The sequence below is a fragment of the Streptomyces sp. NPDC034086 genome (assembly GCF_055575515.1).
Genome location: NZ_JBVISM010000019.1, coordinates 25,697 through 40,377, shown reverse-complemented (window position 1 = coordinate 40,377; position 14,681 = coordinate 25,697). Strand labels below are relative to the sequence as shown.

Annotated in this window: 16 protein-coding genes; 6 read left to right on the top strand and 10 right to left on the bottom strand. The window is 72.2% G+C overall.

Annotation, left to right across the window (positions count from 1 at the left end):
• Window positions 1-532: 532 nt before the first annotated feature.
• Window positions 533-1,126, bottom strand: a complete 594-nt coding sequence (locus tag ACZ514_RS29020) for a hypothetical protein (protein WP_469126068.1) — start codon at window positions 1,124-1,126, stop codon at window positions 533-535.
• 185 nt (window positions 1,127-1,311) lie between these two features.
• On the opposite strand from ACZ514_RS29020, the gene ACZ514_RS29015 reads away from it, so the two are divergent.
• Window positions 1,312-2,376, top strand: a complete 1,065-nt coding sequence (locus ACZ514_RS29015) for an HNH endonuclease (protein ID WP_469126067.1) — start codon at window positions 1,312-1,314, stop codon at window positions 2,374-2,376.
• Window positions 2,377-2,486: 110 nt separating this feature from the next.
• Here the strand turns inward: ACZ514_RS29015 and ACZ514_RS29010 are convergent, their stop codons facing one another.
• Window positions 2,487-2,810 (bottom strand): hypothetical protein, encoded by a 324-nt coding sequence (locus ACZ514_RS29010; protein WP_469126066.1) that lies wholly within the window; start codon window positions 2,808-2,810, stop codon window positions 2,487-2,489.
• Between ACZ514_RS29010 and ACZ514_RS29005 the strand changes: the two genes are divergently transcribed.
• Window positions 2,787-2,897 carry a hypothetical protein gene (locus tag ACZ514_RS29005; RefSeq protein WP_469126065.1) on the top strand — a complete coding sequence of 37 codons (111 nt, stop codon included), beginning with the start codon at window positions 2,787-2,789 and terminating at the stop codon, window positions 2,895-2,897. The two genes, ACZ514_RS29010 and ACZ514_RS29005, sit on opposite strands and share 24 nt — an antisense overlap.
• Window positions 2,898-2,959: 62 nt before the next feature.
• Here the strand turns inward: ACZ514_RS29005 and ACZ514_RS29000 are convergent, their stop codons facing one another.
• Window positions 2,960-3,034, bottom strand: a complete 75-nt coding sequence (locus ACZ514_RS29000; protein ID WP_099895366.1) for a 50S ribosomal protein bL37 — start codon at window positions 3,032-3,034, stop codon at window positions 2,960-2,962.
• Window positions 3,035-3,146: 112 nt separating this feature from the next.
• Between ACZ514_RS29000 and ACZ514_RS28995 the strand changes: the two genes are divergently transcribed.
• Both ACZ514_RS28995 and ACZ514_RS28990 read left to right on the top strand, forming a co-directional pair.
• A complete protein-coding gene (locus ACZ514_RS28995) occupies window positions 3,147-3,776 on the top strand; it encodes a TRADD-N-associated membrane domain-containing protein (protein WP_468171438.1) in 630 nt (209 codons plus the stop codon).
• A 7-nt stretch (window positions 3,777-3,783) separates the two neighbouring features.
• Complete coding sequence (locus ACZ514_RS28990) at window positions 3,784-4,011, top strand: DUF2277 domain-containing protein (protein WP_388936116.1); 228 nt, start codon at window positions 3,784-3,786, stop codon at window positions 4,009-4,011.
• Window positions 4,012-4,019: 8 nt separating this feature from the next.
• Here the strand turns inward: ACZ514_RS28990 and ACZ514_RS28985 are convergent, their stop codons facing one another.
• From ACZ514_RS28985 to ACZ514_RS28970, 4 genes are all read right to left on the bottom strand, one after another.
• Entirely contained in the window at window positions 4,020-4,520 is a 501-nt protein-coding gene (locus tag ACZ514_RS28985; protein WP_469126064.1) for a hypothetical protein, read from the bottom strand.
• 250 nt (window positions 4,521-4,770) lie between these two features.
• Window positions 4,771-5,379 carry a DedA family protein gene (locus ACZ514_RS28980; protein WP_468171432.1) on the bottom strand — a complete coding sequence of 203 codons (609 nt, stop codon included), beginning with the start codon at window positions 5,377-5,379 and terminating at the stop codon, window positions 4,771-4,773.
• A gap of 103 nt (window positions 5,380-5,482) precedes the next feature.
• The gene (locus ACZ514_RS28975; RefSeq protein WP_469126063.1) at window positions 5,483-7,144 is read right to left on the bottom strand and encodes an alkaline phosphatase D family protein; all 1,662 of its coding nucleotides are present in this window, start codon (window positions 7,142-7,144) and stop codon (window positions 5,483-5,485) included.
• A gap of 151 nt (window positions 7,145-7,295) precedes the next feature.
• The gene (locus ACZ514_RS28970; protein WP_469126062.1) at window positions 7,296-7,970 is read right to left on the bottom strand and encodes an HNH endonuclease family protein; all 675 of its coding nucleotides are present in this window, start codon (window positions 7,968-7,970) and stop codon (window positions 7,296-7,298) included.
• A 556-nt stretch (window positions 7,971-8,526) separates the two neighbouring features.
• Between ACZ514_RS28970 and ACZ514_RS28965 the strand changes: the two genes are divergently transcribed.
• Complete coding sequence (locus ACZ514_RS28965; protein WP_468171423.1) at window positions 8,527-9,108, top strand: TMEM165/GDT1 family protein; 582 nt, start codon at window positions 8,527-8,529, stop codon at window positions 9,106-9,108.
• 825 nt (window positions 9,109-9,933) lie between these two features.
• Here the strand turns inward: ACZ514_RS28965 and ACZ514_RS28960 are convergent.
• Both ACZ514_RS28960 and ACZ514_RS28955 read right to left on the bottom strand, forming a co-directional pair.
• Window positions 9,934-10,617, bottom strand: coding sequence for an HAD-IA family hydrolase (locus ACZ514_RS28960; protein WP_469126061.1), 684 nt, complete (start codon window positions 10,615-10,617; stop codon window positions 9,934-9,936).
• A gap of 130 nt (window positions 10,618-10,747) precedes the next feature.
• Window positions 10,748-11,776 carry a peptidoglycan-binding domain-containing protein gene (locus ACZ514_RS28955; RefSeq protein WP_469126087.1) on the bottom strand — a complete coding sequence of 343 codons (1,029 nt, stop codon included), beginning with the start codon at window positions 11,774-11,776 and terminating at the stop codon, window positions 10,748-10,750.
• 234 nt (window positions 11,777-12,010) lie between these two features.
• Here ACZ514_RS28955 and ACZ514_RS28950 point away from each other — a divergent pair, with 234 nt between their 5' ends.
• Entirely contained in the window at window positions 12,011-14,059 is a 2,049-nt protein-coding gene (locus ACZ514_RS28950; protein ID WP_469126060.1) for an MFS transporter, read from the top strand.
• On the opposite strand, the gene ACZ514_RS28945 is transcribed toward ACZ514_RS28950, so the two are convergent.
• Window positions 14,056-14,604: a GNAT family N-acetyltransferase gene (locus ACZ514_RS28945; RefSeq protein WP_469126059.1), complete on the bottom strand. Its 549-nt coding sequence runs from the start codon at window positions 14,602-14,604 to the stop codon at window positions 14,056-14,058. The two genes, ACZ514_RS28950 and ACZ514_RS28945, sit on opposite strands and share 4 nt — an antisense overlap.
• Between the last annotated feature and the right edge of the window lie 77 nt (window positions 14,605-14,681).

Here is a 14,681-nt window from a genome sequence, read left to right as displayed (position 1 = left end):
CACGGCGTGCGCTTCTGAGCTTCGATAGGCCCTCTGTGCGCCCTCTCGGGTGGCCTACTCCCTCCGCACCTTGGTGGTGCCCAGGAAGCCGGATGAGCGGGGGAGAGATGACGCAGCCGCGATGCGGTGCGGCAACGCAGGATGGCGGTCGCTGTCGTAACAGGGCGATCATCGGAAGCGGGCAGTGCGCGAAGCACCAGGGCGCATGGACACCGTACGCGGTCGCCCAGCGGAAGAAGAGGGAAGCCGAAGAGAAGATGCGGAAGCTTCGGAGCAAGAAGTGAGCCGGTAGCCGCCGGCCGCCACTGAGAGCGGTAGCTAGCATCAGCGTGCGTGGACACTGGCGGCGCTGGGCGGTCGACAAGAGGCGGCGAGCCGAGAGTTGGGCGTTTCGCCCAACGCAGGGTGGGGCGCGAGGACTCACGGCCTATGTGCGGACCGACGGGCCACAACAGACTGCTTCTAGGCTCTTGACCTGCGGCCACAACTGAAACGCACGGGGCCTCCGGAGCCGCGTGCGATCGACGTTCTTTCACCGAGGCGGTAGGTGAAGCGGCTCGTGGTGGTGCCAGATGAGGTAGCGGTCCTCGCGGCGCAGTTCGGCGGAGCCCCACTCGATGCGCATGACGCCCTGAGCCATGGAACAGGCGTAGGCGACGAGCACGAGCTTGACGTCCTCTGACAGCAGGCCGAGGTCGGGATGGGGTTCCTGCTCGTCCAACTCGTCGAGGCCCAAGTCGAAGGCTTGTTGCATGGGCTCGGGGCCGTGCCGACGTATCAGGTCAGCTCGGAAGCCCGTGGCGCGTCGCAGCCGTGCCGCCGTGACGGGGACGTCTTTCTTGGCGTAGCGGAGCGGATAGATGACATGGTCGCCAAGGACCATGAGCGTTCGTCCCTGTAAGCGGACAGGCGTGGCCGCGGGGAGTGAGGCGAGGCCCACTTCAAGTTCCTCGTACTGCGCGGCGTACAGGCCGTGTCCGTATGCCTCCAGGGTCTGGGTCTGCACTCCCTCGTGGCCGTTACGGGCTCGGGCATGGGCTCGAACCAAGCTGGCCGGAATCAGGTCGACCAACGGGCCGGCGGCATCGCCGAAGGTCTTCTCGGCCCAGCCTGTCACGGTTGTCATGGCCTACCGCCCTTCCCCCTTGTGGCACCTGAGTGCCGAGCAGCATTCAACGGAACCGTGCAGGCTGTGTGCGAGCCGCGCAAGAGGGCATCCGTCGCACAGCGGGGCGCACGGTGCCCCAGAGCCCAGCCTTCGGGTGCATGAAGCGGCAGGCGGGTGTCAATGGTGCGTCGTACGCTGCCCCCATGCGCAGAGGAGCGATCACACACGGATCCGTGCTCAAGACCATTGCCGAGTACGAAGAGTTGGGACGGGATGCGTTCCTGGAGAAGTACGGCTTCGGCGAGGCCCGGTCGTACGTGGTGGTGCATGACGGGCGGGAGTACGACTCCAAGGCCATAGCGGGCGTGGCGCATCAGTGGGATCAGGGTCGGGCCCTCAGGCCTGACGAGTTCAGCGGAGGCAAGGAGCACGCCGCGGCGTGGCTGAAGCGGGCAGGGTTCCAGGTCAAGGCCGTCAGGAATCCTGACTGGGCTCGGGACGAGATCATCCTTGCCTGTCAGCTCGTGATGGAGAACGGCTGGAAGGGGTTGGACGCCCAGGACGCCAGAGTGGTGGAGCTGTCGGATCTACTCCAGCTGCTTCCCATCCACGCTGAGGCAGAGCGCAACGAGAAGTTCCGCAACCCCAACGGGGTGGCTCGTAAGACGTTCGACATTGCCACGCGGCATCCGGAGTACCGGGGCAAGCCCACCAACGGCGGAGCCCTCGACGTCGCGGTGTTGAACGAGTTCTTGGCTCGGGCCGATGAGATGACCGGGGTCGCGCGGCTCATTCGCGACGGCATTGCCGCGGGCGATCTGCGGACTCTTGCTCCGATCGGCGACGAGGAGTTCGAGGACGATTACAGCGCTCCCGAGGGTCGGCTGCTGACGCGCCGGCACCAGGCCCGAGAGCGGAACAAGAGCCTGCGCAAGAAGAAGATCGCTTCCGTGCTTCAGCGCGGCGGGCGGTTGGCATGCGAAGCGTGCGGGTTCGACTTCGAGGAGGTCTACGGCGACCGCGGTTCTGGGTACATCGAGTGCCATCACGTCGTGCCGCTGCACGAAGCGGGCGAGGGGCGGACCAAGCTCAGCGATCTCGCTCTCATATGCGCTAACTGTCATCGCATGATCCACCGGCGTGCGCCTTGGCCGGCGCCTGGGGAGCTGCGGGCCTCCATCGAGCGAAAGCATGCAGCTGACAGGCGTGCCGCGGAAGCCATTGGGCGACCGCGTAGGGCGGCTGACGAGCAGATGCCGAACCCGTGATCTGACATCCACTGCTGACATCAACGTCGGCGCACGGCGGCAACCCCGGAGGGCTGTGGACGGCAGCCGCTACTGGGCTTGCACTGGCGCTCACCGGCCTCTGGGCGAGCTTACAAAGCAGATGTCGGCGGTTCGAAACCGTCCACGCCCACCAGCGCGAAGGCCCCCAACCGATCATGGTTGGGGGCCTTCTGCATCCCCAGCTGACATCCACGCCGACGATCGGGGACGGTGACGGCGCCCTTGAAGAGCCGATTCGTGGGAGCTGCTTCGCCCGAGACCCCGCCGGACGCGAGTGCCGTGAGCGGCATCATGGTCCCCTTGACTTCCGAGCACAGCCGCGCCCCGACCGAGAGGTTGTCATCGAGGCCGATGCCGCAGGCCTCGAGACGCTGGCTGCGCACCTCCTCGTGTTGGCCGGTGACGGTGTCCACGACGGGACTCACTCGTACCTCGACGAGGGCAACGGACTGGAAGAAGGGTTCGTGGGCCTGGTGTTGGAGCGCAGCGACGAGGGGTGAGGGGGAACTGTGACGAAGGCCCCCTGCCGGTGAGGGCGGGGGGTCTTCTGGATGTCTGGGGTTCAGGCGTTGGGGCGCTTGCCGTGGTTGGCCTTCTTCTTCTTGCGGGCGCGCTTCTTGTTTCCTCGCTTGGCCATGGTGTGGCTCCCTCGGGTCCCTGGTGCTGAACGGTCCGGGCGTTCGTCAGTCTAGGTTCCGGGCCGGTTTCCCGCGCGGTGACGCGGGGATCTGGAAGGTGTGGCCGGGGGAGTGGAGTGGGTCTGGGTCGTGGGGCTCGGGGTGGCGGGGCTCGGGCTGCTGGGCGTCGCCCTGCTGGGGCAGGCGCGGTTCGAGCGGGAGCGGGACGCCGAGCGGAAGCGGCTGCTGGCGCGGCTGGGCCGAGGGGCGCGGGAGGCGGTGGATCCGCGGCTGGTGGACGCCGGGGCGCGTCAGGGGGTGTCGGCCGAGCTGGGGGACCGGCATGACGACTTCACGCCGATCCTCGTGGAGTACTACGCGTACGGCCTCACGCAGGCGCGCAGCAGCTTCGCCACCAGCCAGCGGTTCGCCGGGGTCGGTGCGGCGGTGCTGCTCCTGGGGGTCGGGCTCGCGGTGTGGAAGGCGGAGAGCACGGGGGACGCGTACATCGGGGTCGTCACCAGTTCCGCCGGCCTGGTCGTCACCCTCGTCGGGCAGTTGTTCCACCGGCGGGCCGACCTGGCCCTGCGGCACATGGCCGCCCAGACGGCGTCCCTGCGCGAGGACCGGCGGGCTGCCGAGAGCACCCAGCAGGCCATTGGGCTCCTGGAGGAGGTCTCCGACCCGGAGCTGCGCGGAAGGCTCCAGGCCGGGCTCATCATGAAGCTTTCCGGGGCCGAACTGCCGCCGGCCGCGCCATAGTGGAGGTATGTGCCGCTCCATTAAGACCCTGCGCCCGCCCGCCATCCCCGAGAAGGCCACTGAGGAGGAGATCCGGGCGGCCGCGCTCCAGTACGTACGGAAGGTGTCCGGGTTCCGGGCCCCGGCCGCGCACAACCAGGAGGTGTTCGACGCCGCCGTGGACGCCGTCGCGGAGGCGACCGCCGCGCTGCTCGACGGCGTGCAGGTGCGGGGACGGACGGCCGCCGCCGTCTGACCGGGCCGTCAGCCCGAGTGGGCCCAGCGGCGGCGCAGCAGCCAGATGCCGGTGCCGAGCGCGCCGGCCGCGAGGGTGCCGCCCAGGCCGATCCGGCCCGGGCTCATGGACTCGACGCTGCCGCCGAGGCCGCCGCGGGCGGCGCCGGGGCTGACGTGGAGGGTGACCGTGACGCGGCGGCCCCCGGTTCCGCCGCACTCGAAGGTGACGGGGTAGGAGCCGGCGGCGGCGTCACGGTAGACCGTGGCCGCGCCGAAGAGGTTGTTCCCGTTGCGGCTGCCCGGAGTCAGCGAGACGGCGCCGAAGGCGCGGGACGAGGCCCTGCCGGTGGAGGTGTCGCAGCCGTCGAGGTTGAGACTGACGCGGCCGCCGGGGGCGACGGTGCCCGGGGAGACGGTGGCGGAGGGGGCGGCTGAGGCGAGCGTGGCGGGTGTGACGGCCGCGACGACGAGTGTCGCGGCGGCGATCCCGGTCAGGCGGCTCCGGTTGCGCGTGCGCGTGGGGGACATGGAGGGGACTCCTCGGGCTCGTCGAAACGGCGCGGCCAGGGCAGGAGCGCCGTCTTCTGGACGCTAGAAGCCCCTGAGGAAGGCGGCGATCCCTGCCGGGTGAACGGGTGACCCGCCTGCTCCCTTCGGGTGTGGCGCGTCCCCGCCGACGACTGCGCGGGTTCCGCGCGGGGGCGCGGCGGTCGGGGGAGGAGCTGGCCCCGTGGCGGGAGGCCCGGCAGGGCTCCCCGCGGCGCCGGGCAGGGGTGGGTCAGGCCGGCGCCGGGGACGCGGAGGGGCGGCGGCGTACGAGGTAGGCGGCCAGGGAGCCCGCCGCGAAGAGGGCGGCCAGGGAGACCGCGGTGCCGAGCCAGGCCGTGCCCAGCCACTGGGTGCCGAAGTAGCCCAGCGACACGCTGTAGCCCGCCCAGCTGATGCCCGCCAGCACCGACCAGGGCAGGAACTCCGACGCCCTGCGCCGCGTCCGGCCGGCGCCCAGCGAGACGACCGAGCGGCCGGCCGGGGCGAAACGGGCGATGACCACCAGGACGCCGCCGCCCCTCGCCAGGGCGGTGCCCAGGCGTTCCTGGGCGCGGGTCAGCCGGCGGGACCGGGCGATGGCCCGGTCGAGCCGGTCCCCGCCGCGCCGGGCCAGCCGGTACGCCGCCGTGTCGCCCAGTACGGAGGCTGTCGCCGCGACCACCAGCAGGAGCCTGATGTCGGGGGCCTGGGCGGGTGAACCCGTGGCCGCGGCCGCGGCGGCGGTGATCACCAGCATCCCGCTCGGCAGCACCGGCAGGAACACGTCGAGGACCACGGACACCGCCACCACGGCGTAGATCCAGGGGCTCGTGGTCAACGACCCCAGAGTCTCAAGCACAGCGGGACTCCCCAGTCCGAAGCGCCGCGTCGTCGCGGGGAGCGGCAGGGGCGGCTGACAGCCATACAGCGTACGCCCGCCGCCGGCCCGGGGAAGCCCTGGCCTACTCCGCCGTGGTGAGTTCCCGGTCCAGCACCGTCACCAGCCGGGTCCCGGCCCGGCCCGACCGGGCCTGGTCCAGCCGCAGCCGGGCGCTGCGGCCCGCCAGGGCCAGCGTCATCAGCTGGTTGCCGAACCACGGTCCCCCCGTCCGGCGCCAGCTCACCGGCGGCCTGCCCGTCCGGCCGTGCCGGGAGAAGCCGCGCCCCAGCCACCGGCCCAGCCGCGACCAGCCCAGCCGGAACCCCCACTTCACCACCCGGTGGATGGAGTTGTGCACGGGGGAACAGGTCAGCTGGAACACCCGGGCCGTGCTCGGTATTCGAGGTTCGGCCACGTACGCGTGATGGACGTCCCCGGACAGGACGGCGACCGTCGCCGGGGCCCGCGGGCCCGTGCCCACCTCCTCGATCAGATCGCTCAGGGCCGCGAACGACGCCGGGAACGCCGCCCAGTGCTCCAGATCGCTGCGCCGCCGCAGGTCCTCCCCGACGCGCGCCCACCGCGCCCCGCGCTCCCCCCGGCAGAGCGCGGCATTCCACACTTCCGCGTCATGGATGAGCGGCGGCATCAGCCACGGCAGTGAGGACCCGATCAGCAGGTGGTCGTAATTGCCGTGCCCGTCCAGGGCGTTGTCCCGGAGCCAGAGCTGTTCTCCCGGGTCGAGCATGGCCCGTCCGTCCTCGGCGAGCACCCGGGCCGCCCGGGTGTCCACCATCAGCAGCCTCGTCCGGCCGAAGTCCCGCCGGTAACTCCAGCGCACGGAAGCCGGTTCGGCGTCCGCCGAGGCCGCGAAGGCGCGCAGCACGTCGGTGCCGTCCGGGGCGGAACGTACGGCCGCGTACACCGCGTCGGCGGCGAGTTCGGCGGGGGAGAGGTTGCCCAGGTGCTGGTACACCCAGTACGACATCAGCCCGCTGAGCACCCGCTCCGGCCACCACGGGGTGGACCGCATCTCCGCCAGCCAGGCCGCGCTGGTGTTCCAGTCGTCGATGACGTCGTGGTCGTCGAATATGTGCAGGCTGGGCACCGTCGACAGGAGCCAGCGGATCTCGGGGTCGAGCCAGGACTCGTCGTACAGCCGGGTGTACTCCTCGTAGTCCGCGACCTGCGCGCCGGGTGCCTCCCGCAGGTCGCGGCGGGCGGCGAGCCACTCGCGGGTCGCGTGCGACAGCTGGTCGGCGTACACCTGGTCACCGAGCAGCAGCAGGACGTCCGGCCGTACCTCCTGGGGGTGCTGGGCCAGCCGCGCCGCGAGCGTGTCGAGGGCGTCGGCCCCGTGCGGCCCGCGCCGGCCGGCGGGCGGGGCCGCCTGGCGGCAGGAGCCGAACGTGACGCGGAGCCCGGGGACGGGCCGCCCGGGGCCGCCCCCCACGGCGGGGGTGCTGATGGTGCTCGGCGGGAAGCCGTCACCGTCGGCGGGCCAGACGCGGTTCCCGTCGAGCAGCACCTCGTACGCCGTGGTCGTGCCCGGCGTCAGGCCGGTGACCGGCACCAGTGCGTAGTGGTGGCCGGCTATCTGGAAGGTGCGGATGCTGCCGCCCGATCCGTCGGCACAGCGCACCTCGGCCGTGCACGGGCGGTCCGCCTCGACCCAAATCGTGGCGGAGTCGCCCGCGTCCCAGTCGACGTAGCGCAGCAGTGGTCCCAGTCGCAGCCCGGCCATCCAACTCCCCCTCCTCGGCAGACCTTTCGATCACGGTAAGGGGAGGGAGGGGGCTGGGCCTCCCCCTGGCGGGGGATAGGGCGGGTGAAATCCCGGCACTTCCCCGAGGGGGCCGGGCCGCGACCGGGGAAGGGCCGGGCGGGGCTTGGGGTCAGCAGCCGTTCAGGAGGTTCACCAGGGCCGTCTTCTCCCCGGAGTCCATGCGCAGTCCCCAGTACTGCTTCACCTGGACCCACATGCGGGCGTACGTGCAGCGGTACTCGGTGCGCGGCGGCAGCCACTTGCCGGGGTCGAGGTCGCCCTTGGCCTGGTTGACGTTGTCGGTGACGGCGATCAGCTGCGGCCGCGTGAGGTCGTTGGCGAACTGCTGGCGCTTCGTGGTGGTCCAGGAGGCGGCCCCGGAGCGCCAGGCCTCGGCGAGGGGGACCATGTGGTCGATATCGATGTCCGAAGCGGCGGTCCAGGTGGCGCCGTCGTACTCCGAGTACCAGCTGCCGCTCACGGAGGCGCAGGCGGAGTCGGTCACGACGTTCACGCCGTCGCGCTTGAGGACCGTCTCGCGGGTGTTGCACGTTCCGGAGACCGTGCTCCAGTGCGGGAAGAGCGAGCGGCTGTAGCCCGTGAGGGAACCCTCGGCCGCGGGGCTGACGGTGGCCAGGTAGGAGCGGGCCTCGGCGGCGGTGATGGGGGTGGGCGGAGCGGCGAGGGCGGCCGGAGCGTTCACGAGCGAGGTGAGGGAGGCGAGGGCGACGGCGGACGCGAGGACGCCCGCGCGCCCGATGCGACGCGCGTAGACGGAGGACGTGCGGGTGGATATGAGGGCCATGGAGGGCTCCCTGGGTGGGGGGGTGTGGCCGTGCGGCCCCGGCGGGGCGCGGCCATGGTGGCGGCGCCAGATGTCGCGGGGACGGGCACCAGGTGACAGATTGCCGACATGGGCACGTCACATCAAGGGCGGCAACGGTCCCCACTCAAGGGGAAGTTGAGATTCCGGCGCTCGAAGCGTGGGCCGAAGTGGGGGTGGACGGGGTGCGAGGGGGGAGCGAGTGGGGTCAAACTCACATACCGGACGTCGTTGCCCCGTCGGCGCCGTCGCGTACCCTGAACGGAGCAGAAGGGGAGTAGCTCTTCGCCGGACCGTCGACATACTGCTGGGTCACCCAGCCGGCGCCCGGAGGCAGACCGCGTCAGCGGCCGGCCAGCGAGACCTTCGGCCGCAGTGCCCTGTCCATGTGACGCGGCGCGCGCGACGCATGCGCATGCGTGGCACGTGACGTGATCACACCTCCCGGGGCGCCGCCGAGCCGAAGCGACCCCTGAAGAATCCAGGTCTCTCGGTCCGACGGCGTCCTGCCCGACCGACCGATCGAGGTTTCCACCCCGTGTTCAGCTTCAGCGTCCTCGCGATCGCCTTCGGCGTCGTCTTCCTGGCCGAACTCCCCGACAAGACGGCCCTCGCCGGCCTGATGCTCGGCACCCGCTACCGCGCCTCCTACGTCTTCGCGGGCGTCGCCGCCGCCTTCGCCGTGCACGTCGCCCTCGCCATCGCCGCGGGCAGTGTCCTCACGCTCCTCCCGCACCGGCTCGTCCAGGCCGTCGTCGGTCTCCTCTTCCTCGCGGGCGCGGCCATGCTGCTCCTGAAGAAGAACGACGAGGACGAGGAGGTCAAGGCGCCCGCGGACCAGTCCTTCTGGAAGGTCTCGGGGGCCGGCTTCATGCTGATCCTGGTGGCCGAATTCGGTGACCTGACCCAGATCATGACGGCGAACCTCGCGGCGAGGTACGACAATCCGCTCTCCGTGGGCCTCGGCGCGGTGCTGGCGCTGTGGGCCGTCGCGGGCATCGGAATCCTGGGCGGGCGCACGCTGATGAAGTACGTACCTCTGCGGCTCATCACCAAGGTCGCCGCCGCGGTCATGGCGGCGCTGGCCGGCTTCTCCCTGTACGAGGCGATCGCGGGCTGATCCGGGCCGGTCCGGCCTGATCCTCCGGGCCGGTGCGGTCTGATCCCCCGGGCGGTCGGTGTGGCCTGATCCGCGCCGGCCCCCGCCGGTCCGGGACCGTCCGCTTCGTGGGACGGCGGGCCGTGGCCTGCCCGCCCTGCCCCCCCGCCGGCCCGGGGGGTGCAGCCGGCACCCCTTGCCGCCCGGCCTCCCCCGTGCGGGGGAGACGGCCCCCACGGGCGGGGGAGGCGGGGGCCCTGGCGCCGGGACGAGCATGGCGGTACGACAACGGACGAGAGGAACGACGATGACCGCCAGCCACTCCCCTTCCCTCCACGGCTCGCCCCGTCCCCTCAGGTGGGCGGCTTACGCCGTCCCACTGTGCGCCCTGCTCCCCGGGCCGTGGCGGACGGCGGTGACCGCCGGCCGGCCCGACTGGTACGCCGGGTGGCCGGCCGTGGAGTGGGGGTACGCGCTCTCGCTCTCGCTGGTGGCCGGGTGCCTGGCGCTCCTCACCTCGGGGCCGGTCGCACCCCCCGGCGAGGGGCTGCCCCGCGGGGCGCCTTTGGCCGGGGCCGGAAGGAACGGCTCGGCACGGCGCCGGCCTGAGCTTCCGCCGGCGCCTTCCCGGCCACGGCGCATGCCGCGGAGGCCGCCCTGAACCACGACTCCGGCTTCGCCCCCGCTGAACGGCACCGGCGACACCGTGGCCGCCGGAGGCCCCTCCGCCTGGCCCCTGTGGGGTCCGCTACGTCCCGCTACTCGCCTGGGCACCGCTCCTGGCGGTGGTGACCCGGAACTGCCGCCTGCGCCGGACGTGCCGGGGGAGCGGGCGGCGCGCGCGGGTCATGCGGGCAGCGTGAGGGTGAGGCGGACCGTGCCGTCCTCGGCGGGGTCGGCGCGGACCGAGGTGAGGTCGGGGACGTGGGCCGTCGGGCCGTGCGCGGCGGCGCGGGGGCCGACACCGATCACGCGCATGCCGGCCGCCAGGCCTGCCGCGATACCGGCCCCGGAGTCCTCGAAGACCACGCAGTCGGCCGGGTCCACGCCCAGCTCGGCGGCGCCCTTGAGGAAGCCCTCGGGGTCGGGTTTGCTGGCCCCGACGGACTCGGCGGTGACCCGCACGGGCGGCATCGGAAGCGCGGCGGCCGTCATCCGGGCCTCGGCCAGGGCGGCGTCGGCCGAGGTGACGAGGGCGTGCGGCAGGCCCGCGAGCGCCGCCATGAACTCGGGGGCGCCCGCGACGGGGACCACGCCGTCGGTATCGGCTGTCTCCCGCGCCAGCATCACCGCGTTCTCGGCGTGGTTGAGTTCCATCGGGCGCTCGGGCAGCAGGATCGCCATCGTGGCGTAGCCCTGCCGGCCGTGCACCACCTTCATGGCCTCCTGCGGGTCCAGCCCGTGCGACAGTGCCCACTCGCGCCAGCAGCGCTCGACCACCGCGTCGGAATTGACGATGGTCCCGTCCATGTCCAGGAGCAGTGCCCTGGCGGTGAGGACGGCGGGGGCGGTGGTGGTGCTGGCCGGCATTGCGGGGCTCCAGACGGTGGTGAAAGAGAACAAGTGGTTCCGTCCACCGGTCAGGGGTTGCGGACGGAACCACTTTGTTCCTTCACGATACAAAACCTGGTGGGGTGCGCGCCACCAACGGCCGAGTGACTTATCCCTCCAAGGCGGCGCGGGTCGCCGGCCCGTAGACGCCGAACTCGTCCTCGTAGATCCCGTTCTCCAGCTGGAAGTCCGCCACCGCCCGCTCCACGCCGCGGGTGTACCGGCCGTCGAACCTGCCCCGGTACAGCGCCTGCTCCCACAGCAGCCGCTGCAGTTTCTCCACCTCGGGCCCCGAGTCGCCAGGACGCAGCGTGGCCGGCTTCACCGACTTCGGCGGGGCAGAGGGGCTCGGGGAGCGGCTCGCGGTGGGGGAGGGCGACGCCGAACGGGACGCGCTCGGGGAAGCGGACGCGGACGCCGAGCGGGAGGCGCTCGGCGACGGGGAGGGCGGGGCCGAGGCGGAGGGGCTCGCGGTCGGACCGGAGGGCGCCTCGGACGGCACGGCCGGGGCGGATTCGGATGCGGGCGCCGACGGCTTCGGGTCCAGCAGTGCCGCGTCGTGTTCCCCGCCCCCCGTGAACAGCACCAGGGCCACCGCCACGGCGCCGACGGCCACCGCCGCGCCCGCTGCGGCCAGCAGCGGCAGCCGCCGGGAGCGGGCCCGTTCGGCGGGACGGCCGTCGGGCCCGCGCGGGGGGACGGCCCGCAGCCGTACCGTCTGCTCCGCCGGCGGTACGGCTCCGGCCACGGGTATGCCGTACGCCGGGGTGCCCGGCCCCTCCGCGGGACCCGGCCCGGCGGGGACCGGCGGCAGCATGGCCGTCGGGGCCTCGTCGGCCCGGGCGGCGTGCCCGTGCGGTGCGGTGTCCGGCTCCTGGGCGGCCTGGTGCTGCGGATCCTCCCCGGTCGCGGCGCAGGCGGCGGGCCACGGAGCCGCCTCGGCCGCATACGGAACACCGGGCGGGGGAGTGGGAGCCGGCGCCGGAGGTTCCTGGGGAGCCGGGGGGACGACGGGCGGCGTGCCCGGGTCCGTACCGCCGTCCGCGCCCGGGTCCCCGCCCGGGTCCCCGTCGGGGTGGGCCATGGCGCCGAAGACCGGCTGGGGGGACGACGGGCCGGCCTGGTCGGCTTGCGGCATGGACACGTACGGGCGAATGCGCAGCGGGTTGAAGCCCACGCCCCGCGCACACTCACAGCCGACACCCACGGCGCCGCACTCCGGACAGCGCTCTGTGCTCACTGGTACCCCTCCCCTGGACATTGCCAGCGATTATGCAGACCCCCTCCGTCCCGCCCAACCCTTCCGAGAGGCCATAACGGGACACACCGCTCAGGATGGAGATGTTGATCCGCCTGAGGAGAGGAGGAGTCGATGGCTCAGGATGTGACCGCGTCGGCCAGGGGTCCGAAGCCCGCCGCCGAACACGCCTCGCGCGAGGTGCTCGTCTCGATCGGGGCCCTGCTGCTGGGCCTGCTGATCTCCGCGCTCGACCAGACCATCGTCTCCACCGCGCTCCCCACCATCGTCAGCGACCTCGGCGGCATGGAGCACCTGTCCTGGGTGGTCACCGCCTACATGCTGGCGGCCACCGCCGCCACACCCCTGTGGGGCAAGCTCGGCGACCAGTACGGGCGCAAGAAGCTCTTCCAGGCCGCCATCGTCATCTTCCTGATCGGATCCGCCCTCTGCGGCCTCGCCCAGGACATGCCCCAGCTCATCGGCTACCGCGCCCTCCAGGGTCTCGGCGGCGGCGGACTGATGGTGCTGTCGATGGCGATCGTCGGCGACATCGTCCCGCCCCGCGAGCGCGGCAAGTACCAGGGCCTCTTCGGCGCCGTCTTCGGCGCGACCAGCGTCCTCGGGCCCCTGCTGGGCGGCCTGTTCGTCGACCACCTCTCCTGGCGCTGGGTCTTCTACATCAACCTCCCCATCGGTCTCGTCGCGCTCCTCGTCATCGCCGCCGCCCTGCACATCCCGGTGCGCTCCTCCCGGCACACCATCGACTACCTCGGCACCTTCCTCATCGCCTCCGTCGCCACCTGCCTCGTGCTCGTCGCCTCGCTCGGCGGCAGCTGGGGCTGGGGCTCGGCCCGGATCATCGGGCTCGCGGTCCTCGGAGCCGTCCTCCTCGTCGCGTTCGTCCTCGTCGAGCGGCGGGCCGCGGAACCGGTGCTGCCGCTGGGCCTGTTCCGGATCCGCACCTTCACCCTCTGCTCGGTGATCAGCTTCGTCATCGGCTTCGCGATGTTCGGGGCGATGGTCTACCTGCCGACCTTCCTCCAGGTGGTGCGGGGCGTATCGCCGACCATGTCGGGCGTCCACATGCTGCCGATGGTGCTCGGCCTGCTGATCGCCTCCACCGCCTCCGGACAGATCGTCAGCCGCACCGGCCGCTGGAAGGTCTTTCCGATCACCGGTACCGCCGTCACCGCCCTCGGCCTCCTGCTCCTGCACCAGCTGAAGCGCACCAGCTCCGACTGGGAGACGAGCGTCTACTTCTTCGTCTTCGGCGTCGGCCTCGGACTGGTCATGCAGGTGCTCGTCCTCGTCGTGCAGAACGCCGTCAGCTACGCCGACCTGGGCGTCGCCACCTCCGGCGCCACCTTCTTCCGCTCCATCGGCGCCTCCTTCGGCGTCGCCGTCTTCGGCACGGTCTTCACCAACCGGCTCGACGACAAACTGTCCGAGACCCTCGCGGGGATCCCGCTGCCGCCCACCGCGACCCCGGCACGCCTGGAGGCCGATCCCCGGGCCATCGGAGCGCTCCCGCCCGAGCTGCGCCCACGGGCGCTGGACGCCTACTCCTCCGCCATCACCGACGTCTTCCTCTACGCGGTGCCCGTGGTGCTGCTCGCCTTCCTCATCTCCTGGTTCCTGAAGGAGGACAAGCTGCGCGCGTCCGTCACCGCACCCGATGTGACGGAGACCCTGGCGTCCAACCCGGTGCACCGCTCCTCGCACGAGGAGGTCGCCCGCGCGCTGTCCGCGCTCGGCACCCGCGAAGGCCGCCGCCACGTGTACGAGAAGATCACCGCGAAGGCGGGCTACGACCTGCTGCCCGCCGCGAGCTGGCTGCTGCTGCGGATCAACAAGTACGGCTCCGTCGAGCCGGCCGTGCTCGCGGAGCGCACCGCCGTCCCGATCAAGGCCGTCACGGAGGCCGCCCGCCAGATCGAGGAACGCGGTCTCGCCACCAGGGAAGGGCTCCAGCTGGTCTTCACCGACCAGGGCAGGGAGGTGGCGGCCCGGCTGGCGCAGGCGCGGCAGGAATCGCTCGCCGAGCTGCTCGGCGACTGGTGGGGGCCCGACCGGCCCACCGACCTCGTCAAGCTGGTGGAGGAACTCAACCGGGAACTGTGCGGATCCGACTCCGAGGAGCCCTACGACGCGCTGCCGCGCCGGGACCACGCACCCGCCTAGGAGGAGACGGTCCCGCCGCCGTCCAGGTTCTTCTCGAACCAGTGCTCGGCGTACGGCCCGGAGTTGTACGCGGGTATCTCCCGGTATCCGTGGCGCGCGTACAGGGCGCGGGCCTCCACCAGGTCCGAGCGGGTGTCCAGGCGCACGCGCGTGGCGCCCAGCTCGCGGGCGGCCTCCTCCAGGGCGGACAGCAGGGCCGCCCCGCCGCCGGTGCCGCGGGCGCGCCGGTCCACGTACACCCGGGTGAGCTCGGCGGTGGCGGGGTCGAGCAGGCGTATCCCGCCGCAGGCCAGTGGCCGCCCGTCGAGCCGGCCGACCACGAACTGGCCCGTCGGCGGTACGAGCCCGTCCGCCGGGTCGTCCAGCATGCCCTGGTCGATCTCGGCCTCGGTGACGGCCCGCGCCCAGTACCGGCCGGCGACCTCCGCGTAATAGGCGCGGCGCAGCGCCGTGGCGTCCGCGCTGGCGAAGGGCTCCGCCACCACCTCCCACCTGCGGTTCGCGGTGGTCGTGGCGTCTTTCGTGGTGATCGAATTCCTGTCCATGGCGTCATTGTGCAGAGGTCGCCGAACCCGCCGCGTGGAATATCCACAGGCACGGGCTGATGATGAGGAAAGGCGTA